Source organism: Microbacterium sp. APC 3901 (genome assembly GCF_030407765.1).
Taxonomy (GTDB): Bacteria; Actinomycetota; Actinomycetes; order Actinomycetales; family Microbacteriaceae; genus Microbacterium.
Genome location: NZ_JASDCU010000025.1, coordinates 1 through 23455, shown reverse-complemented (window position 1 = coordinate 23455; position 23455 = coordinate 1). Strand labels below are relative to the sequence as shown.

The 23455-nt window shown below is 68.7% G+C and carries 23 protein-coding genes; 10 read left to right on the top strand and 13 right to left on the bottom strand.

Going from position 1 to position 23455, the window contains the following annotated elements:
• From QMA07_RS16770 to QMA07_RS16760, 3 genes are all read left to right on the top strand, one after another.
• A partial coding sequence (locus QMA07_RS16770) for an ABC transporter substrate-binding protein (protein WP_290163957.1) occupies window positions 1–999 on the top strand: 999 nt, incomplete at its 5' end.
• A 2-nt stretch (window positions 1000–1001) separates the two neighbouring features.
• Window positions 1002–1889, top strand: coding sequence for an ABC transporter permease (locus tag QMA07_RS16765; RefSeq protein ID WP_290163955.1), 888 nt, complete (start codon window positions 1002–1004; stop codon window positions 1887–1889).
• 8 nt (window positions 1890–1897) lie between these two features.
• On the top strand, window positions 1898–2704 hold the full coding sequence (locus tag QMA07_RS16760; protein WP_290163953.1) for an ABC transporter ATP-binding protein: 807 nt from the start codon (window positions 1898–1900) through the stop codon (window positions 2702–2704).
• A 143-nt stretch (window positions 2705–2847) separates the two neighbouring features.
• On the opposite strand, the gene QMA07_RS16755 is transcribed toward QMA07_RS16760, so the two are convergent.
• Entirely contained in the window at window positions 2848–3306 is a 459-nt protein-coding gene (locus QMA07_RS16755) for a GNAT family N-acetyltransferase (protein ID WP_290163950.1), read from the bottom strand.
• 198 nt (window positions 3307–3504) lie between these two features.
• On the bottom strand, window positions 3505–4566 hold the full coding sequence (gnd, locus tag QMA07_RS16750) for a phosphogluconate dehydrogenase (NAD(+)-dependent, decarboxylating) (RefSeq protein ID WP_290163948.1): 1062 nt from the start codon (window positions 4564–4566) through the stop codon (window positions 3505–3507).
• Between the two features lie 274 nt (window positions 4567–4840).
• Here gnd and QMA07_RS16745 point away from each other — a divergent pair, with 274 nt between their 5' ends.
• Window positions 4841–6031, top strand: a complete 1191-nt coding sequence (locus tag QMA07_RS16745) for an aminotransferase class I/II-fold pyridoxal phosphate-dependent enzyme (RefSeq protein WP_290163947.1) — start codon at window positions 4841–4843, stop codon at window positions 6029–6031.
• A 102-nt stretch (window positions 6032–6133) separates the two neighbouring features.
• Here QMA07_RS16745 and QMA07_RS16740 read toward each other — a convergent pair whose 3' ends face one another.
• The 5 genes from QMA07_RS16740 to QMA07_RS16720 form a co-directional block, all read right to left on the bottom strand.
• Window positions 6134–6901: an alpha/beta hydrolase gene (locus QMA07_RS16740; protein ID WP_290163945.1), complete on the bottom strand. Its 768-nt coding sequence runs from the start codon at window positions 6899–6901 to the stop codon at window positions 6134–6136.
• Entirely contained in the window at window positions 6901–7428 is a 528-nt protein-coding gene (locus QMA07_RS16735; RefSeq protein ID WP_290163943.1) for a PadR family transcriptional regulator, read from the bottom strand. Before QMA07_RS16735 ends, QMA07_RS16740 begins: the two co-directional genes overlap by 1 nt.
• A 193-nt stretch (window positions 7429–7621) precedes the next feature.
• Window positions 7622–8806 (bottom strand): aminotransferase class I/II-fold pyridoxal phosphate-dependent enzyme, encoded by a 1185-nt coding sequence (locus tag QMA07_RS16730; RefSeq protein WP_290163941.1) that lies wholly within the window; start codon window positions 8804–8806, stop codon window positions 7622–7624.
• A 335-nt stretch (window positions 8807–9141) separates the two neighbouring features.
• Window positions 9142–9861: a 3-keto-5-aminohexanoate cleavage protein gene (locus tag QMA07_RS16725; RefSeq protein ID WP_290163939.1), complete on the bottom strand. Its 720-nt coding sequence runs from the start codon at window positions 9859–9861 to the stop codon at window positions 9142–9144.
• 44 nt (window positions 9862–9905) lie between these two features.
• A complete protein-coding gene (locus QMA07_RS16720; RefSeq protein ID WP_290163937.1) occupies window positions 9906–10133 on the bottom strand; it encodes a DUF2188 domain-containing protein in 228 nt (75 codons plus the stop codon).
• Window positions 10134–10437: 304 nt separating this feature from the next.
• On the opposite strand from QMA07_RS16720, the gene QMA07_RS16715 reads away from it, so the two are divergent.
• Window positions 10438–11937 carry a serine/threonine-protein kinase gene (locus QMA07_RS16715; protein ID WP_290163935.1) on the top strand — a complete coding sequence of 500 codons (1500 nt, stop codon included), beginning with the start codon at window positions 10438–10440 and terminating at the stop codon, window positions 11935–11937.
• A 105-nt stretch (window positions 11938–12042) separates the two neighbouring features.
• Here the strand turns inward: QMA07_RS16715 and QMA07_RS16710 are convergent, their stop codons facing one another.
• A complete protein-coding gene (locus QMA07_RS16710; protein ID WP_290163933.1) occupies window positions 12043–12507 on the bottom strand; it encodes a VOC family protein in 465 nt (154 codons plus the stop codon).
• 100 nt (window positions 12508–12607) lie between these two features.
• On the opposite strand from QMA07_RS16710, the gene QMA07_RS16705 reads away from it, so the two are divergent.
• From QMA07_RS16705 to QMA07_RS16690, 4 genes are all read left to right on the top strand, one after another.
• Entirely contained in the window at window positions 12608–13549 is a 942-nt protein-coding gene (locus tag QMA07_RS16705) for a WYL domain-containing protein (RefSeq protein WP_290163931.1), read from the top strand.
• Between the two features lie 197 nt (window positions 13550–13746).
• On the top strand, window positions 13747–16080 hold the full coding sequence (purL, locus tag QMA07_RS16700) for a phosphoribosylformylglycinamidine synthase subunit PurL (protein ID WP_290163929.1): 2334 nt from the start codon (window positions 13747–13749) through the stop codon (window positions 16078–16080).
• Window positions 16077–16220, top strand: a complete 144-nt coding sequence (locus QMA07_RS16695; protein ID WP_181164282.1) for a hypothetical protein — start codon at window positions 16077–16079, stop codon at window positions 16218–16220. The genes purL and QMA07_RS16695 overlap by 4 nt, the downstream gene beginning before the upstream one ends.
• A 162-nt stretch (window positions 16221–16382) precedes the next feature.
• On the top strand, window positions 16383–17090 hold the full coding sequence (locus QMA07_RS16690; protein WP_290163927.1) for a DUF2786 domain-containing protein: 708 nt from the start codon (window positions 16383–16385) through the stop codon (window positions 17088–17090).
• A 93-nt stretch (window positions 17091–17183) separates the two neighbouring features.
• On the opposite strand, the gene QMA07_RS16685 is transcribed toward QMA07_RS16690, so the two are convergent.
• Window positions 17184–17753: a TetR/AcrR family transcriptional regulator gene (locus tag QMA07_RS16685; RefSeq protein ID WP_290163925.1), complete on the bottom strand. Its 570-nt coding sequence runs from the start codon at window positions 17751–17753 to the stop codon at window positions 17184–17186.
• 72 nt (window positions 17754–17825) lie between these two features.
• Between QMA07_RS16685 and QMA07_RS16680 the strand changes: the two genes are divergently transcribed.
• Window positions 17826–20366 carry an MMPL family transporter gene (locus QMA07_RS16680; protein ID WP_290163923.1) on the top strand — a complete coding sequence of 847 codons (2541 nt, stop codon included), beginning with the start codon at window positions 17826–17828 and terminating at the stop codon, window positions 20364–20366.
• Between the two features lie 103 nt (window positions 20367–20469).
• Here QMA07_RS16680 and QMA07_RS16675 read toward each other — a convergent pair whose 3' ends face one another.
• The 4 genes from QMA07_RS16675 to phnC form a co-directional block, all read right to left on the bottom strand.
• Window positions 20470–21123, bottom strand: a complete 654-nt coding sequence (locus QMA07_RS16675) for a TetR/AcrR family transcriptional regulator (protein ID WP_290163921.1) — start codon at window positions 21121–21123, stop codon at window positions 20470–20472.
• Window positions 21120–21887, bottom strand: a complete 768-nt coding sequence (locus QMA07_RS16670) for a tyrosine-protein phosphatase (protein WP_290163919.1) — start codon at window positions 21885–21887, stop codon at window positions 21120–21122. Before QMA07_RS16670 ends, QMA07_RS16675 begins: the two co-directional genes overlap by 4 nt.
• Window positions 21884–22720, bottom strand: a complete 837-nt coding sequence (gene phnE / locus QMA07_RS16665; RefSeq protein ID WP_290163917.1) for a phosphonate ABC transporter, permease protein PhnE — start codon at window positions 22718–22720, stop codon at window positions 21884–21886. The genes QMA07_RS16670 and phnE overlap by 4 nt, the downstream gene beginning before the upstream one ends.
• Window positions 22704–23455, bottom strand: a 752-nt coding sequence (gene phnC / locus QMA07_RS16660; RefSeq protein WP_290163915.1) for a phosphonate ABC transporter ATP-binding protein, incomplete at its 5' end; no start/stop codon positions are given. The genes phnC and phnE, both read right to left, overlap by 17 nt.

Sequence of the window (23455 nt, the reverse complement as noted above, 5' to 3'; positions counted from 1 at the left end):
TTCCGCACCCCCTCCCGCTCGTCCTTCCGCACGCCGTCGCTCGCCGTCGCCTCGCTCGCCGCCACGGCGCTCGTGCTCACCGGCTGCTCCGCAGCGTCCTCATCCGCCGACTCCGAGAGCGGCGAAGGCGGCGGACAGTCCGTCACCATCGGCACGCTGCGTGCGCAGCCCCACCTGTTCAGCCCCTTCTTCTATGAGGAGGTCGCCGAGGAGGGCATCGACGTCGAGATCGTGCTCTTCGACACCTCCAGCGACATCAAGAACGCGATCGTCTCGGGGTCGGTCGACTTCGGCGTGACCGGGGCGGCATCGGTCATCGCCGGTGTCGCAGAGAAGCAGGATGTGCGCATCGTCGCCTCCGCCGCCGACGGTGGCACCCGCATCGTCGCCACAGAAGACATCGAGACGCCGGATGACCTCACGGGCGCGAAGGTCGGCTTCCCGATGGGTGCGACCCAGGAGATCCTCCTCAAGCGCACGCTCGAGGCCCAGGGCATCGACCCCGCGAGCGACGTCGAGCTCGTCAACCTGCCCTTCGCAGACATGGCCACCGCGTTCGCCTCCGGGCAGATCGACGCATTCATCTCGGCCGAGGTGGGCCCGTCGATCGCGATCGAGGGCGGTGCGCACGAGCTGATGTCGGCCTACGACACCCCGATCGGACAGACGAACATCGTGCTCGCCACGAGCAACAGCCTGATCGAGTCCGACCCCGAGCTCGTGCAGTCCGTCGTCGACACCCACATCGCGGCCGTCGAGCACATGGCGGAAGACACCGCAGCCTGGGCCGACGGCCTCGTCGAGGAGTTCGCCCTGGATCCCGCGATCGTCGACCTGGCGATCGAGAACATCTGGCCCCGCTGGGATCTCGACGCCGACTACCTCTCGACGCTGGCCGCGATGAGCGAGGAGATGCTCGCCTTCGACCAGGTCTCGGCCGAGGTCGACCAGGATCTCCTCACCGACGTCAGCTTCGTCGAGACCGCACGGACGGAGTGATCGTGACGACCACCGCACTCGCCGATCCGCCCCGGGGCGTCGAGAACACCGAGACACAGCCCGACGGCATCCGCACCGCTCGGCCGCGCCGCCGCCTGTCGTTCGGATGGGCCATCGCGCTTCCCGTGCCGATCCTCCTCCTCATCGGCTGGCACCTGGGCGTGCAGAACGCCTGGACGCTGCCGTTCGACATCAAGATGACGTTCCTGCCCACCCCCGGAGAAGTCGCGGTGAGGGGTGTGGACTTCGCCTTCGGCGGCATCTACGACGACTCGTTCAGCGGCACGCTCTGGGGACACCTCGGCGCCTCGACACTGCGCGTGCTGCAGGGCTTCGGTCTCGCGGTCGTCGTCGCCGTGCCGCTCGGCGTGCTGATGGGCCGGTCGAAGCTCCTGTTCCGCATGCTGGAGCCGACCGTCAACCTCGTCCGCCCGATTCCCGTCACCGCCTGGGCGCCGCTGACGCTGCTGATCATCGGCTTCGGCGACCGCTCGACCGTGTTCCTCGTGTTCATCGCCGCGGTGTTCCCGATCCTGCTGAACACCATCAGCGGAGTCCACCAGGTGCCGGGGCGCCTCCTCGAAGCCGCCGCGATGCTGGGCACACCCCGCCTGCAGTCGCTCTACAAGGTCGTCATCCCGGCTGCCGCTCCGCAGATCATCAGCGGCATGCGCATCGCGATGGGACTCTCGTGGGTGATCCTCGTCGTCGGAGAGACGGTGGGCATCAGCACCGGTCTCGGCGCGCTCATCACCCAGGCCAGGGAGCAGTCGCGCACCGACCTCATCATCGTGGGCATGGTCGTCATCGGCCTGGCCGGTTTCATCGCCGACCGTCTGCTCACGCTCATCTTCGCCATCGCCTTCGGGCGCCGACCGATCCAGAAGTGAGAGATCGCATGAGCATTCCTCCCCAGCACGCCGCCGACATCGTCATGAACGGTGTCGGCAAGCGCTACCCCGGCTCGCCGGTCGCCGCCGTCGACGGTGTCGACATCACCGTCGCGGCCGGCGAGGTGGTCTGCATCGTCGGCGCCTCCGGATGCGGCAAGTCGACGCTTCTGCGCATGGTCGCGGGCTTCGAGACGATCACCGAAGGGTCTCTGACGGTTGCCGGGGCGGAGGTGACCGGGCCTGGACCCGACCGCGGCGTCGTGTTCCAGGACTACGGGCTGTTCCCCTGGCTGACCGTGCGCGAGAACATCGAGTACGGGCCTCGGCAGGCGCGCCTTCCGCGTGCGGTCGTGAAGGAGCGAGCGACCGCGGCGCTGGATTCCGTCGGACTCAGCCGCGTCGCGGCATCCTTCCCGCACCAGCTGTCGGGCGGCATGCAGCAGCGCGTCGCGATCGCGCGACTGCTCGCGAACACTCCGTCGGTGATGCTCATGGACGAACCGTTCGGCGCGCTCGACGCGCTCACGCGCACCGAGATGCAGCACGAGCTGCAGCGCATCCAGCGGGAAGCCGGCATCACGGTGCTGTTCGTGACGCACAGCATCGAGGAGGCCGTCTACCTCGGCGACCGCGTGCTCGTCATGGCGGGCGGCACGGCCCACGGCAACTCGGGGCACGTGCGGGAGATCGTGACAGTGGACCTCCACGGCGAGCGCGACGTGAACTCCCCGGAGTTCAACGCCATCGAGCGTCGCATCGACGCCCTCGTGCACGCCGGCAACGATCGCAGGGTGGATGCCGCGCTCGTCTGAGTCGTCGTCGAGCGCCTGCCGCGCGAGCGGCGACTGCCGTTCATTGAGCGAAGACGACGCAGTCGACTGAGACGAAACGTGGAGAGCCGACCTCGGCAGGTCACCACGTTTCGTCTCGCTCGGCTCCGCCGGGCGAAGTCGCCTCAGAGCGACCGGTAGAAGTAGAACGCCTTCTCACCGGTGTCGGGGTCACCGTTGCTGAAGCCGTGCCGTTCGTAGAAGCGCATCGCGCCGGCATCCGACTCGTCGACGTTGATCTCGATCGCCGCGACGCCGAGCTCCCGGCAGATCTCGACCATGTGCTGCAGGATCGCGCTGCCGATTCCGGTGCCGCGCTGCTCGGGCTCGACATACATCTCGTCGAGCAGCGCGACCGGTCCGTCAGACCAGACGTTCGGGCGCAGGGTCACGAGCGCGAGACCGACGGCGGGGTCTCCGCCGAGCACGGCGAAGGTCGCTGGTCCGGCCAGCAGCGTCCGCAGCCGCGGTTCGAGAGTCTCGACCCCCGGCGTCTCGGTCTCGAACTCGGTGTTGAAGGCGTCCAGCATCTCGGCGAGAGAGGCGGCGTCGTGCGGGGTGGCTCGACGGGTGACGGGGGTCATGCGGTGGCCTTTCTCGGGTCGGGGCTTCGTCTCTGGCCGGCGGCGCCGGGTCGGCCGGTTCACAACTCAGGACGAACGGGTCGGCCGACGCATCGGTCCCGCGGGATTCCGGGGCCGAGCCCACGGACGACCCCGGTTCTTCCTGAGTTGTGAACGCGGACCTCCGCGGACCTCGCTCGGCGGACCGGGAGAACTCCGTCAGGCGCTGTCGGAGTCCGCCTTGCGCGATCCGGCCTCGAGCACGTCTCCGGCCGGCAGTTCCTGGTGGCCGCCGAACTGCAGGCGCATGGCCGACAGCACCTGGTTCGCGAATTTGTCTTCGTCGCGCGACGCGAAGCGCTCGAACAGCGATGCCGCGAGCACCGGCACGGGCACTCCCACATCGACGGCGGCCTTGACCGTCCAACGGCCCTCGCCCGAGTCGGACACCCGACCGGCGAGACCGTCGAGCGTCGGATTCTCGGAGAGCGCGGCTGCCGTGAGATCGAGCAGCCACGACGAGATAACCGATCCGCGCCGCCACAGCTCCGCGACCTTCGACGTGTCGATCGGGAACTGGTAGAACTCCGGCTCCTCCAGCGGGGCGATCTCCGCGGAATGCTCGGCTTCACGGACTCCGGCATCCGCGTTGTGCAGCAGGTTGAGACCCTCGGCGATCGACGCCATGATGCCGTACTCGATGCCGTTGTGCACCATCTTCACGAAGTGCCCCGCACCCGACGGCCCGCAGTGCAGATAGCCCTGCTCCTCGGGGGTGAGGTCTCCCGTGCGACCAGGGGTGCGCTCGATCTCGCCGACCCCCGGAGCGATCGTGCGCAGCACGGGTTCGATGCGCTGCACGGCCTCATCCGGCCCGCCGACCATCAGGCAGTATCCGCGGTCGAGACCGAACACTCCACCGCTCGTGCCGACATCGACATAGTGGATGCCGCGCTCGCGGAACGCCTTCGCCCGGCGCACGTCGTCGCGATAGTTCGAGTTGCCGCCGTCGATCAGGATGTCGCCCTCATCGAGCACCTCCGCCGCCTGATCGGCCACCATGCCCGTGAGCGATGCGGGCACCATCATCCACACGGCCCGCGGCGCCTCGAGCTTCGACGCCAGGTCTGCCATGCTGTCTGCGCCGACGGCGCCCTCGGCGACCAGCGTCTGCACGGCATCCGCATTCACGTCATAGACCACGCACTCGTGCCCGTCGCGCATGAGGCGGCGCACGATGTTTGCACCCATCCGGCCGAGTCCGATCATCGCCAGCTGCATGAGAATCCCTTCGTCCCCGCCCCCGGTGAGCCGAGTCGGGGCAATCCTGGCACGGGTGCGGGAGGTGCTCAATGGTGTGGTGCGGCGCGGGGTCGGTGCGGGGCGTCGGTGCGGGGCGTCGGTGCGGGGTCAAGAACGCACCGCTACCGCCGGTTTCCGATGCAGAAGTGACCCCGCTCGCGTCGGGGCCACGGGACAGAAGCCACCCCGTCCCGGTTCACCGCGTTCCGGCATCCGCGGGCCCGGTGTCGCCGGCGGGTGAAAGGATTGGACCATGACTTCCCCGGGCACATTCGACCAGATCACGCAAGACGACCTGCGCGCTGCGGGCAGCCTGAAATGGACGACCTTCCCCGACATGATCGGCGCTTTCGTCGCCGAGATGGACTTCGGACTCGCCCCCGCCGTCAACACAGCCGTGAAGGATGCGTTGGACCTCGGCGTCACCGGCTACCTGCCCGAGAAGCTCGCAAAGGATCTCTCGCAGGCGACGGCGCGCTGGTATTCCGACTCGTACGGGTGGGAGATCTCGCCCGAGCGTGTGCACCACGTGCCCGACGTGATCGCCGCATTCGAGCTGGCGATCGAGCACTTCACGACCCCCGGCTCGGCGATCATCGTGCCGACGCCCGCATACATGCCGTTCCTCCTCGTGCCGCCGATGCGTGACCGTCGGGTGATCGAGGTGCCGAGCATCGAGGTCGACGGGCGCTGGGTCATGGACCTGGATGCCGTCGCCCAGGCGTTCCGCGACGGCGGCGAGATGCTGGTGCTCTGCAACCCGCACAACCCGCTCGGCACGGTCGCCACCCGTGATGAGCTGCTCGCGATCGCCGACACGGTCACCGCAGCGGGCGGACGTGTCTTCTCCGACGAGATCCACGCGCCGATCGTCTACGCGCCGGCGACGCACATCCCCTATGCCTCGATCTCGGACGAGGCTGCAGCGCACACGCTGACCGCGACCTCCGCCTCGAAGGCGTGGAATCTCGCCGGCCTCAAGTGCGCGCAGGTGATCCTCTCGAACGACGCCGACGCCGCGCTCTGGGAGAGCCTCGGATTCTGGGCCGGGCACGGCACCTCGACGCTCGGCGTCGTCGCGAACATCGCGGCCTACACGGGCGGCCGCGAGTGGCTCGACGGAGTGGTCGACTATCTCGACGGCAACCGGCGGATGCTGGCGCAGCTCGTCGACGAGAAGCTGCCCGGCGTGCGGATGATCGTGCCCGAGGGCAGCTACATCGCGCTGCTCGACTTCCGCGAGACCGGTCTGACGGGCGATCTCGGCGAGTGGTTCCGCGAGCACGCCGGCGTCGCGATGACGGATGGGGCCGCCTGTGGCGAGGCCGCGATCGGATACACGCGCTTCGTCTTCGCGCTGCCCCGCCCGGTGATGGTCGAGGCGGTCGACCGCATCGCGGCCGCGCTGCGCGACCGGGATGCGTCTGGATCAGGCACCGCGTAGCCGGCATCCTCCCGCTTATCCACTGCTCTCACCCTGTGCGGGGTCAAAAGAGCATCCGAATCCGCCGTTTCCGGTGCGAAGTCGACCCCGCACGATCAGGCATCACACGGACGACCCCGAGGGCACCGCGTTCCGGTCGACGAAGTCGACGATCGTCCTCGTGAACAGGTCGGGATCCTGGATGCTCCAGACGTGGCGCATCCGCGGCGCGATCCACGTGTGGGTCTGCGGCATCGCACGAGCGAGCGCGGGGAACGCCCTGGCCACATCGCGCGGCTCACGCTCTCCCGCGATCGCCAGCATCGGCCCCGCGTAGTCGAACCGGCCCTCGGGCATCGATCCGTCGAAGATCTCCCCGTACATCGCCTGCGCCGTCTGCGCACTCACGCCCATACCCTCGGAGATGAACTGCTCGCGCGCGTCGGCGGGAATCCGGAACATCGCCGCCTGCATCCGCCAGAACCATCGCCGATCCCAGGAGCGCAGCTGCAGTTCGGCCATACGCCGTTGAACCCCGGTGACGCCGAGCATCATCGCCCCGGTGACCATGCACGAGCGCACCAGATCAGGATGCCGGGCGACCAGGTGGACGGCGATGACCGCCCCCATCGACAGCCCGACGACGTGCGCTCGCCCACCGACCGCGCGCTCCCGGATAGTCGCGGCCACGTCATCTGCGGCTCCCGCGAGACCGGGCCAGGCTTCGCCGGCACGGGCGTTGAAGCCGACGGCATCCGGAGTGATCACGTGCCGGCCCGCGAGACGCTCGACCTGCGGTTCCCACATCCAGCCGCCGACGTTGCCGCCGTGCAGCAGGATGATCGACTCGCCCGCGCGCTCGCCGTGCTCGATCGGATACGCGGCATCCATCAGGCGTCTCCGAACTCCGTGATCGATGCGCGCGTCGAGGTGAGCCACGCCAGCTCCGCCTCGCCCTGACGGATGCCCGCATCGAGAGTCGCCATCCGCAATACCGCGCCGAGGTCGCCACTTGCCGCGGGAAGCGCGCGCAGCTGCTCGAGCCCCTCGCGCAGCTGCGCCTCACGCTCCTCGAGCAGGGCCAGGATGCCGTCGACGCCGAGCGTCTCGGCGAAGAACAGCCGCGCGAGGAACGGCTCCTTCGGCTTCAGGCTCTCGAGCGGAGTGCTGAGCCACTCCGCGAGCTCGGCTCGCCCCACGTCGGTCAGCGAGTGCACTCGACGATCCGGCTTGCCCTGCTGCGGGATCGTCTCTGTCTCGATCGCGCCGTCCGCCTCGAGGCGATCGAGAGTGCGGTAGATCTGCGACTGGTCGGCGTTCCAGAAGTGGGCGACGGTTCGGTCGAACGCACGACCGAGGTCGTATCCGCTCTGCGGAGCGATGTCGAGGAGACCGAGGACGGCGTGCCGGAGCTGCATGTTTATATAGGAGCACACTTATATAGGACGACACAAGTATGGCTTTCGGACCGTTCGCCCGGCGTCGGTGCGGGGTCAGTTCCGCACCGCAACGGCCAACTTGGGATGCCGTAGTGACCCCGCACCCGGTGAGAGATGCGAAAGTGACCCCGCATCCCGCGCGACGCGACGCGACCGCACGGGTAGCCTCGCGTCAGCGCGCCCGGACGGCATCCCCCATCGCCGCGAGCGCCTCGCGCAGGATCGGCCGCGGGGTCGCGAACACGACACGCACGAAGTCCTCGTACCCGCGTCCGAGCAGGGCGCCCTCCGTCAGCACGACTCCGGCGCGGTCACGGAAGAATGCCGCCGGCGCCCCCTCGATCTCCAGCGCGGCCGTGTCGATCCACCCGATGTAGGTCGCGTCCGGTTCGCGATAGATCGCACCGGGAAGATGCTCGGCGACAAGGGATCCGACGAGGCGTCGCGACTCGGAGAGATACGCGAGCACCCCGTCGAGCCACGGCTTGCCCTCGCGATACGCCGCGGTCGACGCGACCACGCCGAGCGTCGCCGCGCCGTGCTGCACCGAGAATCCGAACCGGCGATACAACTGCTGGTCGGCATCGTTCGACGTGATCAGCTGTGCGGTCTTGAGCCCCGGGATGTTCCACGCCTTCGACGCGCTCGTGCCGGTGATGGTGTGCGCGGCCGTCGCCGCAGACACAGATGCATAGGGGATGAACGGCCGACCGTCGAAGCGCAGCGGCGCGTGGATCTCATCCGCGAACACGCGACCACCGTGGCGCTCGACGATCTCGGCGAGCGCCTCCAGCTCGGATCGCTCGACCACGGTTCCGGTCGGGTTGTGCGGGTTGCAGAGCACGAGCGTGCGGGCTCCCGCGGCGAACGCCTCATCGATGCGCTGCAGGTCGTGATGCCAACGTCCGTCGGCCTCGACGCCGGGGATCTCGATCACCGGATGTCCGATCGCCGGCAGATATGTCAGAAACGGCATATATGCGGGAGTCGGCACGATGACCGGCGATCCGGCGGGCGCATACTCCTCGACCGCCACCCGCAGCGCGGCCATCACATCGGACACCGGATGCACGCGATCGGGGTCGATCGACCAGCCGTACTCGCCGCGCATCCACTCGGCGGTCGCCTCACCCAACCGCGCAGCGAGCGGTGGCGACAGGTATCCGAGGTTCTCCTCGTCGATCGCTCGGTGCATCGCATCGGCGATCACCGGCGCGACGCCGAAGTCCATCTCGGCGACCCACGCACCGATGTGGCCCGGGTGCAGGCTCCACTTGCGGCTCTCGGGCCGATCGAGGTCGAACCTGGTGCGGGAGTCGAACGGATGCGGGTCGGTGCGCGCGACGTCGGCGGTCATGCGAGCGGCCCTCAGCCCACGAACCGACATCGGACGACGGCGCCCGCGCGACGGATGCTCATGCGATCACCGTCTCTGGAAGACCGGCGCGGCCGAGGGTCATGGTCGATCTCAGGCACGGTTACTCCTTCACAGCGGGAGCCTCCACACTAGGCAAGGCCATGCCGCCGCGCGACTCGCGTTTCGGCGAGTGACAGCAGGATTCCCCGGCTACGAGCGTGCATTGCGGGCGCCGTGCGATGCCGCCGCCGAGCGCTACCGCGCGGGATGCCTCAGAGTCGGGCGTCGCCAGCCGCACGTCGCGGAACAGCCATGCGGGGCGTGGTCGACCCCGATCAACCGGCGAAGGCGATCCCGCTCGCAGTGCGCACCAGGGTCGCGTTGTCGGGGGCGGTCCGCCCATCGGGCAGCGAGAGTGTGTCCTCGAGTCCGATGCGCGAATCGAGCTCGAGCTCGACGGCGAGCGAGAACGCGGGCCACGCCGATCGCAGCTCTCCGTGCAGCAGGATCGGGATGCTGGGCTCGTCGAGCCGGACGTGCGCGATCAGCCCCTCGGCATGGCGCCGCACGACCTCGACGGCCTCGTCGGGCAACTCGATGAGCACGCGCGCGCATCGGCTGCGGACCGGCGACCGGCTCCAAGCTTCGAGGCCGGTTGCGTCCCAGCCCGCCTCGACTCCGACTCCTCGGCTGAGCAGCAGTTCGGCGACCGCATCGGCGCCCGCCTCGTGCCAGTTGACCGATGCGACGTCGGGGAGTTCGGTCCACTCCTCTATCGCAGCCAGCCGCCGCTCGACATCGCGTTCGATCCACGCTCCAGTCGTCACGCCGATCGGCACATCGGGGCATGCGGATCTCAGGGCGCGCAACCACCGTTCGACGTCGGCGGCAGCCATGCTGTCATGCCCCGCGGCATCCTTCGGGTGCACGTGGATCTCGTTCGCTCCCGCGGCCACGGCGCGTGCCGCATCGGCGGCGGAGAGGGTCGCGTCGACGCTCAACGCCGGATGTTCCGTCGCCGAACGGGCGCCGTTGATGCATACCTGCAACAGCATCCGTCGCTCTGATCGCTCTGGTCGCGCTGCGGAATCGGCGCCCATCAGTTCATGAGGTCGCGCGGATGCCAGTCGTACAGGTTCCCGGTGTCGGAGGGCCCCTCGTCGGTGCGCACGGTGTGCCGGACCTGACGCGCGGCCGCGGCTCCCCGGCCGGCTCGGACCGCTTCGTCCTGTGTGCCGAAGCTCGAACCCAGAGTGCGCGATTCGCCCTCGATGCGGTTGAACCAGATCCCGTCACGCTGGAAGGTCTCGATGTCGCCTGCGGCCATGCCACGTCCTTTCGATCTGCCTCTTTTCTACGCGAGGGGTGGGACACCCGGAGAGACCCTTGACAGCGCGTCGCCTCGCCGCGTGTCGGGCGTGATCACGGCGTGCGGGGTCACTTGCGCACCGGAATCGGCGCTTTCCGCTGCGGAAGTGACCCCGCACCGACGGCTCACTTGCGCGGCCGCCAGCCCCTCCGCGGCGACACACTCACCGATTCGTCGCGACGTCAAGCCCTGTGACGAGGTCTGTTCACCCCGATTAGGGTCTTCTGATGCATGACCCGGATGCTGGTGCAAGGACGATGCGATGACCCTGGAAGTAATGTCCCCGACGGCGGCGCTCCTCGACGGACGGTACGTGCTGCACGACCGCGTCGGGCAGGGCGGCATGGCGACCGTCTACCGCGCGGAAGACACGCACCTCGGGCGCATCGTGGCGATCAAGATGATCCACGAAGGCACTGGACCGGTCGCGTCGATCGAACGCGCCCATACCGAGAAGGCCCTGCTCGCCTCACTGAGCCACCCCTCGCTCGTGACGCTGTACGACGCTCAGCTCACCCCCGGACGGCCCCAGTACCTCGTGATGGAGTTCGTCGACGGACCGACGCTCGCCGGGCGCATGGCGGAAGGCCCCGTGCCGCCGCGAGACGTCGCCCGCATCACCCGCGACCTCGCTGAGGGGCTCGCTGCGGTGCACGCGGCGGGGATCGTGCACCGCGACGTCAAGCCGTCGAATGTGCTGCTGGCACGGGGCCGCTCACGCCGCCCTGTCGCCGCGAAGCTCGCCGACTTCGGCATCGCCTGTTCGATCGAGGACACTCGGCTCACGACCCCGGGGATCGTGCTCGGCACACTCACCTATATGGCGCCGGAGCAGCTGCGTGATGCCGATCCTGGCACTCCGGTCGACATCTTCGCGCTGGGCCTGGTCGTGCTCGAGGCGCTCTCGGGTGAGACCGGGTACGCCGCACTCGGTTCCGGTCGCGCTGCGGCGATCGCACGCCTCGCACACCCGCCGACGATCTCGGAGACGGTGCCCGAGGAGTGGCGCGATCTGCTGACCGGCATGACTCGGCTCGAGCCCGAAGAGCGGCCGACCGCGGCCGAGGTCGCTCGTGCCGCCCGCGCCCTGCTTCGAGGCTACGCCGCGGACGCCGACGGTTCTGCGGTCGCCGCGGCGGCTGCGGCGATCGTCGCGTCGGCCGGGGCGGACTCGGCCGCCAGAGCGACGGCAGCGGATGCCGGCTCGGAATCGGCCGGCGGCGCGACCGCAGGGGCAGAGCCTGCCGTGGGCGTGACTCCTGCGGTCGAATCCGGTGCACGGCGATCGGATGCCTCCGAAGCATCACCGACAGGGGCGACCGCCGTGCTGCCCGCGACTGATGTCGCCGGATCCTCCGGTGTCAGCGCCGTCGCTGCATCGCGCAACCGAACACGAAACCGCGTCCTCGCGGGGGCCGGTGGGCTGGTCGCGACCGGGGCGATCGTCATCGGGCTCGCGGCATTCACGACGCCTGGATCCGTCGAGCTGTCGAGAATCGCGTCCGCGCCGGTCGTCCGCACACCGGCCGAGACGACGCCCGTGGACGCCCCCGCCGACGTGCCCGCTGCTCCCGTCGAGGTCGTCTCCGACCCCGCCGATTCCCCGAACGACGGGAATCCCGGGAACTCTGGGAACAACGGGAACTCGGGCAACAACGGGAACTCCGGGAACAACGGCAACTCCGGGAACAACGGCAACTCGGGGAACAACGGCAACTCGGGCAAGGGCGACAAGGGCAAAGGCAACGGCGGCGGGGACTAGCGGCCGGCCGTTCACAACTCAGGAAGAACGCGACGCGTCTGCGCGACGTCGACGGTATGAGGCCGTTTCTGCGCAGATCTTCCTGAGTTGTGAACGACAACCCGCTCAGCCCGCGTACTCGGCCCGCACGTCGAGCACCCAGGTCACGCCGAACCGGTCGGTCAGCATGCCGAATCCCGGCGACCAGGCCGACACGGCCAGCGACTCGACGATCGAGGCACCCTCTGCGAGAGCGTCCCAGTATCCGGTGAGCTCGTCGAGCGAGTCGGCGCGCAGCGACTGGAAGAACGCGCGGTCGGTGAGCGTCATCCCGTTCTCGCGCGAGGTCGTTCCCGCAGTCCCCGCCGGGTCATCGGATGCGCCCGGGATGTCGTACGCCATCAGCCGGAAGCCGTCGGCGTTCTCGACCTGCCCGAACACGACCTTGTCTGCGCCGGGCACGCCCGCCGGCATCCCGACGTCGCCGTAGGTGGCGAGTGTCACGTCTCCGCCGAAGACGCTCTGGTAGAACTCGAGCGCCTGACGGGCGGTGCCGCGGAAGTTCAGGTGGGTGGTGGTTGCGATGGTCATCGGATCTCCTCGATGGTCGAGAACGGCGGGATGCCGTCGATGCCCACACTCACAGCAGAAGAGGTCAGATTCGGTCCTCTACCTGACGCAGAATGAAGACATGACCGGAAGCTCATCGCGCATGCTCGCCCTGCTCTCGCTGCTGCAGACGCAGCGCGACTGGCCGGGTCAGGTGCTCGCCGAGCGTCTCGAGGTCACTCCCCGCACCGTGCGACGAGACGTCGATCGACTGCGCGAGCTGGGGTACCGGATCAGCGCGATCAAGGGCCCGGACGGCGGATACCGGCTGGCTGCGGGCTCGGAGCTCCCTCCTCTTCTCTTCGACGACGAGCAGGCCGTCGCGATCGCCGTCGCTTTGCAGAGCGTTCCCGCCACGGGCATCGACATCGACGAAGGCGCCGCGCGGGCACTCGCGACAGTGCGGCAGGTGATGCCGTCTCGCCTGCGGCATCGGGTCGACGGCATCCGCTTCACCGGCGTCGAGAACGACACGCGTGTCGCTCCGTCTGTGCTCGAGGCGGTCAGTGCGGCCGTGCGCGATCGGCACGTGCTGCGCTTCGACTACGGCCACCAGGACCGGCCGGCCAGGCGCACCGAACCGCACGCCGTCGTCGCGAGGGAGGGTCTTTGGTATCTGGTCGCGTGGGATCTCGAGGCCGACGATTGGCGCACCTTCCGACTCGATCGGATGACCCCGCGCACCCCGACCGGCCCGAGCTTCACACCCCGCGAGCTGCCCGCGGCCGACGCGCAGACCTATCTCGCGGCCCGGGCGAAGGGATCGGCTGCCGAAGACCGCTGGCCCTGCATCGGCGAACTCGTGATCGATCTGCCTGCCCGCGAGGTCGCGCAGTGGATCGGTCGCGACGGCACCGTCGAGCCCATCGACGACACCTCGTGTCGCGTCTCGGTCGGATCGTGGTCGTGGGTCGGCATCCTCGCCTCGATCGCCCGCTTCGATGCCCCGTTCGAGGTCGTCGGCCCGCCCGCCCTGGCGGATGCCGCGCGCACTCTCGCCGCTCGCTTCGCCGCCGCATCCTGACCGGCGGTCTCGCACAGCGCTCCTCGGGTGGTCAAAAACGCATCCCTCACTCGCGATTCGGATGCCTTTTCGACCACGCACCGGGCTGAGGATGCGCTTTCGACCACGCATTCGGCATGCTCCCCTGACCGGCGATCAGCCCCGGCATCCCCCGGTAGACTGGCCATGCCCCGCCGGCCCCTCATCTAGGAGTGCGCGTGACCACCGCCCCTGCACCTGCCCACAAGCACGTCCCCGACTCCGTCGAGAACGCAGCCGCGACTCCGGAGAAGGAACAGCCCTACGCAGCGCTGGGCCTCAAGGACGACGAGTACGCCCGCATCAAGGAGATCCTGGGCCGCCGCCCGACCTCCGGCGAGCTGGCGATGTACTCCGTCATGTGGTCGGAGCACTGCTCGTACAAATCGTCGAAGAACTACCTGCGCCGCTTCGGCCAGAAGGTCTCCGACGAGATGAAGAAACGCCTCATGGTGGGCATGGGCCAGAACGCGGGCGTCATCGACGTCGGCGAGGGCTGGGCCGTCACGTTCAAGGCCGAGTCGCACAACCACCCCTCCTTCATCGAGCCGTTCCAGGGCGCGGCCACCGGCGTCGGCGGCATCGTCCGCGACATCATCTCGATGGGCGCGCGCCCGGTCGCGATCATGGACGCCCTGCGTTTCGGCGCGATCGACCACCCCGACACCGCCCGCGTGGTGCACGGCGTGACCAGCGGCATCAGCTTCTACGGCAACTGCCTGGGCCTGCCGAACATCGGCGGCGAGACGGTCTTCGACTCCGTCTACCAGGCCAACCCCCTCGTCAACGCGCTCGCGGTCGGCGTTCTGCGTCACGAAGACCTCAAGCTCGCCAACGCCACCGGCGTCGGCAACAAGGTCGTGCTGTTCGGCGCCCGCACGGGTGGCGACGGCATCGGCGGCGCCAGCATCCTGGCATCCGACTCGTTCGACAGCACCGGCCCCACCAAGCGCCCCGCGGTGCAGGTGGGCGATCCGTTCGCCGAGAAGGTGCTCATCGAGTGCTGCCTCGAGCTGTACCGCGACGAGCTCGTCGAGGCGATCCAGGACCTCGGCGCGGCCGGCATCTCGTGCGCCACCAGCGAGCTCGCGGCCAACGGCAACAGCGGCATGAAGGTCTCGCTCGACAACGTGCTGCTGCGCGACCCGTCGCTCACGGCTGAGGAGATCCTCATGTCGGAGTCGCAGGAGCGCATGATGGCGATCGTCGCCCCCGAGAAGCTCGACGCGTTCCTCGCGGTCGTGCAGAAGTGGGATGTCGAGACGTCGGTGCTCGGCGAGGTCACCGGAGACGGCCGCCTCATCATCGACTGGCAGGGCGAGCGCATCGTCGACGTCGACCCCTCGACCGTCGCGGTCGACGGCCCGGTCTACGACCGCCCGGTCGCGTACCCGACGTGGATCGACGCACTGCAGGCGGATGCCGCCGAGAACCTGCCCCGGTCGAACGACCCCGAGGTGCTGCGCGAGCAGTTCCTCGACCTGGTCGCCTCGCCGAACCTGGCCGACACCCGCTGGATCACCAACCAGTACGACTACTACGTGCTCGGCAACACGGCCCTCTCGTTCCCCGACGACGCCGGAATGATCCGCGTCGATGAGGAGTCGGGCCTCGGCTTCGCGATCTCGACCGACGCGAACGGCCGCTACTGCCAGCTCGACCCGTATGCCGGTGCACAGCTGGCCCTCGCCGAGGCGTACCGCAACGTCGCCGTCACCGGCGCCGTGCCCACCGCGATCACCGACTGCCTGAACTTCGGCTCTCCCGAGAACCCCGAGGTCATGTGGCAGTTCGGGCAGACCGTCGACGGCCTGGCCGACGGATGCTACGAGCTCGGCACCCCGGTCACCGGCGGCAACGTCTCGTTCTACAACCAGACCGGCGACGTGCCGATCCACCCGACCCCTCTCGTGGGCGTGCTCGGCATCATCGACGACGTCTCGCGCCGCATCCCGTCGGGATGGCAGGACGAGGGCCAGAACATCTACCTGCTCGGCACGACCTCGACCGAGCTGTCGGGTTCGGCGTGGGCCGAGACCGTGCACCAGCACCTCGGCGGACTGCCCCCGAAGGTCGACCTCGCGGGCGAGAAGCGCCTCGCGGGTCTGCTCGGCGCGGCTCGCGACGAGTGGCTGATCTCGTCGGCGCACGACGTGTCGGAGGGTGGCCTCGCACAGGCACTCGCCGAGGGCGTCTCGCGCTTCGGCGTCGGCGCACGCGTCTGGCTCAACGAGATCATCGAGCGCGACGGTGTGGATGCCGCATCCGCCCTGTTCTCGGAGTCGACCGGACGCGTCATCGTGACCGTTCCGCGCGAGGACGACGTGAAGTTCCGCGGACTCTGCGAAGGTCGCGACTACCCGGTGATGCGCATCGGCGTGACCGACTCCGAGGGCGCGAAGCTCGAGGTGCAGGACGTCTTCACGGTTCCCGTCGCCGAGATCCGCGAGCGTTCGCAGGCCACCCTGCCCGCAGCCTTCGGCCCTACCGTCAGCGAGCCGGTCAGCGCATGAGCGGTGACGGGCTGAGCGAGGACTACGGCGACCTCGGCGAGAAGCGCAATCGCCGCCTGCGCATCATCGCCTGGAGCGTCATCATCGCGCTCATCCTCGGTGGCGGCGGCGCGACCGTCATCACGCTGATCCTCGGCTGAGGCGGGCCCCTTCTTCCGGGGCCCTTCTGCCGGCCAGGCTTCGCCGTCGCCTTCTGCACCGGCATCCATGACCTGGACTTCTCCACAGCCCCCGAGAAACGGCGCCCGAATGTAGGCACCCCCGCGAAGGATTCGAGGCATCACAGATCCAAGGGGGATGCCATGACCGAAGCCAAACTCGACCTGATCGCCAAGCTGCTGGCGAAGGCTGAGAGCACGACGCCTGAAGAAGCCGAGGCTCTGACCGAGCACGCCGAACGACTGATCGTGAAGTACGGGATCGAGCAGGCGCAGATCGACGAACGACGAGGGCTCCTGGGGCAGGCGCAGGAGCAGATCGTCACCGAGCGGATGCTGTTCCGCGGCGTCTACGCGAAAGACCTGCGCGAGATCGGGATCGGCGTGGCCAGAGCTCTCGAGACCGTGCGGCCTCTCGTCGGGGAGTTCCCGACGGTCGCCGCCCTCTACCTGGTCGGTCATGCGTCAGACGTGCGACAGGCGCAGACGCTGACCCCGAGCCTCCAGGTGCAGGCCATGGTCGCGATGCGCGAGTGGTGGCTCACGCACCGCGACCTGTATGCCGAGTGTCGTGAGGGCGAGAGGCGAAGAGCGCGTAGCGGATTCATCCGCGGATTCGCAGTGGGTGTCATGAACCGCATCGCCGAGAGTCGACGCGTCGCGGTCGAAGAGAGCAGTGACGGCACCGAGCTCGTGCTCGTCTCCCGTCAGAGCCGGGTTGATGCCGCGATCGGCGAGATGACGACGAAGGCCGCCCGTCCGAGGCGAGGAGCGGATGCGACGTCGTTCGCGTACGGGCATCGATCGGGCTTGGATGCGCAGACGGGTGGCCGGACGGCGGTGGCTCGATGACAGGGAAGACACTCAGCGGTGCCAGCAGCCCCGGGGGCACCCCGGCATCGAGGACCGCTGATGCGGCGATGGCTCTCGGTCCGCTCCGGAGAGCTACCGCGAGAAGAGGAACCGAGTCAGCCGCACGATCGAATCGGGGTCATGGTGCTCACGCCCCAGCGACTCGACGATGATCGCTCCGAGGATCGCTCGTCCGAGCTGCTCGACAGGCGCATCCGCAGCGAGCTGCCCGTCGCGGATGCCGCCGCGGATGCGCTCGGTGAGGTACTTCTCGACACCGAGGCTCTCGCCGAGGTGCGCTCCGACACCGGCATCCTCCGTCGCCGCTGCGACGAGCGAGCGCAGAAGGGCTCCGCCCTCGGGCGCCTCGAGGATAGAGAGCACGCTGCGCAGCCAGGTCTCGACGTCTGCGGCGAGGTCTCCGGTGTCGGGAACGACGAAGTCGACGGGGATGAGTCGGCCTTCGGCGAGGCATTCGCCGATGAGGGCGCCGCGCGACGGCCACCAGCGGTAGATGGTCTGCTTTCCGACCCCTGCCTCTTTCGCGATGCCCTCGATCGTGAGCCGGTCATACCCCTGGTTGTGGAACAGGCGAGAGGTCGCATCGAGGATCGCCTCGCGGGCAGCCGTGCTGCGCACGGGTCCGCTTCGATGCTCGTTCACCACACGTTCAGGATAACCACAGAACACTAGACGAGACGCCCCGTATGATCTATCCGTCTGAAGGAGATCGTTTTGGCTTCACTGCTGTACCGCCTGGGTTCGTTCGCTGCACGCAAGGCGTGGACGGTGATCGTCTCGTGGGTCGTCATCCTCGGTCTGGGTGTCGGCGCCTTCCTCACTCTCGGCGGCACGCTGAGCAACAGCTTCGACATCCCCGGCACCGCCTCGGGCGCAGTCACCGACCAGCTCGCGGAGAAGCTGCCCGACACCGCTGGTGGCACCGGCACGGTGGTCTACCAGACGACCGACGGCTCGGCCTTCACCGAGGAGCAGAAGCAGGAGATCTCGCAGCTCGCAGAGAGCGCCGAGGACCTCGACGGCGTGGCGTCGGTGATCGATCCGTTCGACGCCCGGCAGCAGCAGGCCGATCAGGAGCAGGAGCTCGCGGACGGCGAGGCGCAGATCGCCGACGGTCGGGCCCAGCTCGATGCCGGCCAGACTCAGCTCGATGACGGCCGCGCGCAGCTCGACGCGGGGCTCGAGCAGCTGACCATCGCGCGTTCGCAGGCGGAGGCGGCTGGTGCTCCCGCCGAGCAGCTCGCGGCATTGGACGCACAGATCGACGCCCTGAATGCGCAGGCCGCCGAACTCGACGCGCAGCAGAAAACCATCGACGACTCACGTGCCGAGCTCGACACCAACGCCGAACAGGTCGAGCTCGGATCCACCCTGCTCGACATCACGAACGGCATCGGCGTCGTCTCCGAAGACGGCTCGACCGCGATCGTCAACGTCTCGTTCGAAGACCCCCGCCTCGAACTCTCCGAAGAGGTCAAGCAGGGCACGATCGAGCACTTCGACTCCTCCCCGATCGATGGCGTCGACGTGAACTTCGGCACCGACATCGCGCAGGGGGTTCCCGAGATCTTCGGTGTCGGAGAGGCCATCGGTCTCGCGTTCGCCGCCATCGTGCTGATCGTCATGCTCGGCACCCTCATCGGCGCAGCCCTGCCGATCGTCACGGCTGTGGTCGGCGTGGGCGTCGGAGTGACCGCATCCCTCGCCTTCTCGGGTGTCGTCGACATGGCATCGGTCACCCCGGTGCTGGGTGTGATGCTCGGGCTCGCGGTCGGCATCGACTACTCGCTCTTCATCGTGAACCGGCATCGCAAGCAGCTGCTCAACGGTGTTCCGGTTCGCGAGTCCATCGGCCTCGCCACCGGCACTTCGGGCACCGCTGTCGTGTTCGCCGGCACCACGGTGATCGTGGCACTGCTGGCCCTCAATGTGACGGGCGTGCCGTTCCTCGGGCTCATGGGCACGGTCGGCGCGGTCTGTGTCGCGGTCGCCGTGCTCGTCGCGATCACGCTCGCCCCGGCCATTCTCGGACTCGTCGGCACACGCCTGCTCAGCGGCAAGGCCCGTGCGACGATCGGGCAGCCCCACGCCGCGGGCAAGCCCGTGAAGCAGATGTCCACGCTGCGCGCGATCGTCACCGTGCTCGTGAGCGTGATCGCGCTGCTGATCGTCGCGATCCCCTCGATGTCGATGCGCCTCGGCCTTCCCGACGGTGCGAGCGAGCCCTCCGACTCGACCAGCTACCGCGCGTTCCACGTCGTCGACGAGCAGTTCGGCGAGGGTGCGAACGGGCCGCTGCTCGTCACCGCGACTCTCGACGACGCGGTGAGCGACGACGACCTGCTCGCCACACAGGTCGAGATCGCCCAGAAGATCGCCGAGCAGGACGACGTCGTGGCTGTCGCCCCGATCGCGAGCTCCGACGACAACACCCTGCTCGCGTTCCAGGTGCTCCCCGCAGAGGGCCCTAACAGCGCGTCGACCGAGAAGCTCGTGCAGGACATCCGCGCCCTGCCGCAGCTCGACGGTGGCATCACGCTCGGCGTGGCCGGTCAGGCCGCGACCAACATCGACATCTCCGAGGCACTCGCCGGCGTCCTGCCGCTCTACCTCGTCGTCGTCGTCGGACTCTCGCTGCTCATCATGATCGTGGTGTTCCGCTCACTGCTCGTGCCCATCATCGCGACCGGAGGCTTCGTGCTCTCGCTGTTCGCGACGTACGGCCTGATCGTCGCGGTGTTCCAGTGGGGCTGGGGAGCAGACTTCATCGGCCTGCACAGCACCGGCCCGATCCTGAGCTTCCTGCCGGTGATCCTCGTCGGCATCCTGTTCGGGCTGGCGATGGACTACCAGCTGTTCCTGGCTTCGGGCATGCGCGAGGCGTACGTGCACGGAGCCTCGGCGCGGGATGCCGTCGCGCAGGGCTTCCGCGCCGGCCGCTCGGTCGTCGTCGCTGCGGCGCTCATCATGGTCTCGGTCTTCGGCGGGTTCATCTTCTCGGAGTCGACCATCATCCGCTCGATCGGCTTCGGCCTCGCCTTCGGTGTGCTGCTCGACGCCTTCGTCGTGCGGATGCTGCTCATGCCCGCCCTCATGCACCTGCTCGGCCGCTCGGCCTGGTGGCTGCCGCGGTGGCTCGACCGCATCCTCCCCAACGTCGACATGGAGGGTGCCGCACTCGAGCGCGACCACCCGGGTGTGCGCACAGACACAGTTCAGGTGGTGCCCAGCTCAGAGACCCCGGAAGCGCGCTGACGCCAGGTCGGCCGATCGAATCTCGGGTGGGTGAGCGAATCACCGCGATTCGCCCGCCATCCGGGAATCCCCTCGGCAGAATGCGCAGGAAGGGGGGCGAGGGTCACACCACCATCCCGCGCCAGATCACCTCGACGGCAGCGCGCATGCGGGCGGCGACTGCCGGGTCGTCCATCCGGTCGCCGCGCACGACGATCTGGTAGTACGCGGCGCCGGCGATCGCGTCGAAGCACGCGTCGACGTCGAGATCCGGTCGCAGCTCGCCACGGGCGATACCTGCGCGCAGCGCGTTCAGCAACGGCACCCGTCGCCGCGACACGTGCGACTGCCAGTACGCCTTCTGCAGGGCACGGTCGGCCATCACCAGACGGATGCGCTGACGGAAACGTTCCTCTGCATAACCGGATGCCGCGACCGACAGCGCCGCTCCGTTCTCGCCGAGCCCGAGTCCGTCGAACAGCGCATCGCGAAGATCCACATCGTCCGGGTACTCCGGCGGCACCATGCGACCGACATCGAGCGCTGCAGCGATCAAGGTCGTGAGCGACGGCCATCGGCGGTACAGCGCCGCCCGACTCACTCCGCTCCGCGCGACCACGCGGCTGACCGTCACATCCTCCCCCGCATCGATGATCTCGAGGGTGGCGGCGACGATCAGACCGTCCATGTCTTCATCCCGCGGACGACCCGGGCGACGACGGACCGCCGCCCCGGCATCCACCGGCGCGACCCGGGCGTCCAGATCGACGGTCGTCACGCGGCGAGCGCCCGCTCGCGAAGACGCGCGATCGTGGCATCCGACAGCCCCGCCGCGCGAAGCGGAGCGAGGGCGTCGCCGTGCTGCTCGCGAAGCGTGTCGAGCAGGGTGCGCATCGACACCTCCATCGAGCCTTCGAGCAGCGCGGAGCTCGCACCGGCGGTGTCCGCGTCGAATCCCAGCGCCTTCCACATCGCGCCCATCACGGGCGCGGTGCGCTGCATGATCGCGACCATGTTGCCGCCGGTGAGGGCGTAGTCGGCGACGATGTCGTCATCGGCCGCTCCGAGCGCGAGCAGCAGCATCGCCGCCACCACACCGGTGCGGTCACGCCCGGCGGCGCAGTGGAACGCCGCGGTTCCCGGCGTGTGGGCGATCACGTTCAGTGCCGTGACCAGCTGCGGTGCGGCGACCTCGACCATGCGCAGGTACATCCGCCCCATCGCGTCGTGGGTGAGCTCGGGGGCGTCCCGGTTCATCGACTCCCCGACATCCGCGATCAGTGGCAGGTGGTGGTAGGCCACGGGGTAGTCGGCGAGAGGGCCACGACCGGTCACCGACACCTCGAGCGGCGAGCGCAGGTCGATGATCGCGGTGAGTCCTGCGGCGACCAGCTGTGCGGCCACCTCGGTCGGAACGTACGCGAGGTCGTCGGTGCGGATGGCGAGGCCCTCGCGCAGCACGCCGCCGTCGATCGGGATCCCGCCGAGATCGCGCAGGTTGACGGGTGCGCTGAGCACGAGGTCGATGTCGGCGATGGTCATGTGATTCTCCTTCGGATGAGGGCACTGCCCTGGTCGATCGCCGTGACGAGCACGATGATGCAGATGATGATGGCGCTGAGGTGGCCGTAGTCGTACATGCGCATCGCGGTGGTCAGCTCGAGGCCGATTCCCCCCGCACCGACGAGACCGAGGATGGTCGCGCCGCGCACATTGCCCTCGAACAGCAGCAGTGTGTACGAGGTGAGCAGGGGCGCCGACTGAGGCAGGATGCCGTACTGGATGACCTGCCGCTTCGACGCTCCGACAGCCTCCATGGCGACGACGGGTCCGCGGTCGACCTGCTCCATGGCCTCGGCGAAGATCTTGCCGATGGATCCGATCGACCCGAGGGTCATGGCCAGGATGCCGGCGAAGGGACCGAGCCCGACGGCCGAGACGAACATGAGCGCGAACACGAGGTCGGGGACCGAGCGGATGATGTTCATCACCCAGCGGGTCGGGTAGTAGACACACCGGGGTGCGATGTTCGACGACGCTCCGAACGCGGCGAGCAGCGACAGCACGGCGCCGAGCACCGTGCCGACGACCGCCATCTGGAACGTCTCGAGGAGCAGCGCGAGGATGGTGCCGATCTTCGAGAAGTCCGGCGGGAACAGCCGCGACAGGAACTCGCCCATGTTGACGGCGCCGTCGCCCATCTTGATGAAGTTGAACTCGGCACCGTTGAACGACCAGATCAGCAGCAGCACCGCGATGGGCAGGCCGATCAGGAACCGAGCGCGCGGGATGCGGAAGGCGCGCTCCAGACGTGAGCGCTCCCCCGCATCGAGGGCGGGGCGCGTGGTCGGACGCGGATCAGAGGTGAGCGTCATCGTCGTGCTCCTCGTCGTCGTAGAGCGGTGACAGCGCCGCAGCATCCAACTGCGATGTGGCGCCGGCCACCAGCATCCGCCCGTGCCGCAGTCCGATGATGCGGTCGCTGTGCGCGAGCGCGAGCGGCAGCACATGCAGGCTGACCAACACCGGGATGCCGTCTTCGGTCGCGATCTCGCGCAGCAGTTCGAGCACCGAGTCGGCGAGCTTCGGGTCGAGCGATGCGACGGGCTCATCGGCCAGGATCACCTGGGGCTGCTGCATGAGCGCCCTGGCGATCGCGACGCGCTGCTGCTGGCCGCCCGAGAGCGAGCGTGCGGGAGCGTTCGCCTTGTGCGCGATGCCGACGCGGTCGAGCAGGTCGAGCGCGCGGCGACGATGAGCGCTCGAGAATCCGCCCACGAGGTTGATCGAGCCCGCCCCGTGCAACGCCCCGGTGAGCACGTTCGTCATGACACTGAGTCGCGGGATCAGGTTGAACTGCTGGAACACCTGGCCGACGTCAGACCGCAGCGTGCGCAGCTCGCCTCGGGCGAGGTTGGTGACGTCGTGTCCCGCGACGCGCACCGACCCGGCCGAGATGGGGGCGAAGCCGGTGAGACTGCGCATCAGCGTCGACTTGCCCGAACCCGAAGCGCCGAGCAGCGCGACCATCTCGCCGGGGAACAGGTCGAGGTCGACGCCGTCGAGCACCGTGGTGGTGTCGTACGCGACGCTCAGGTCGCGCACCGACA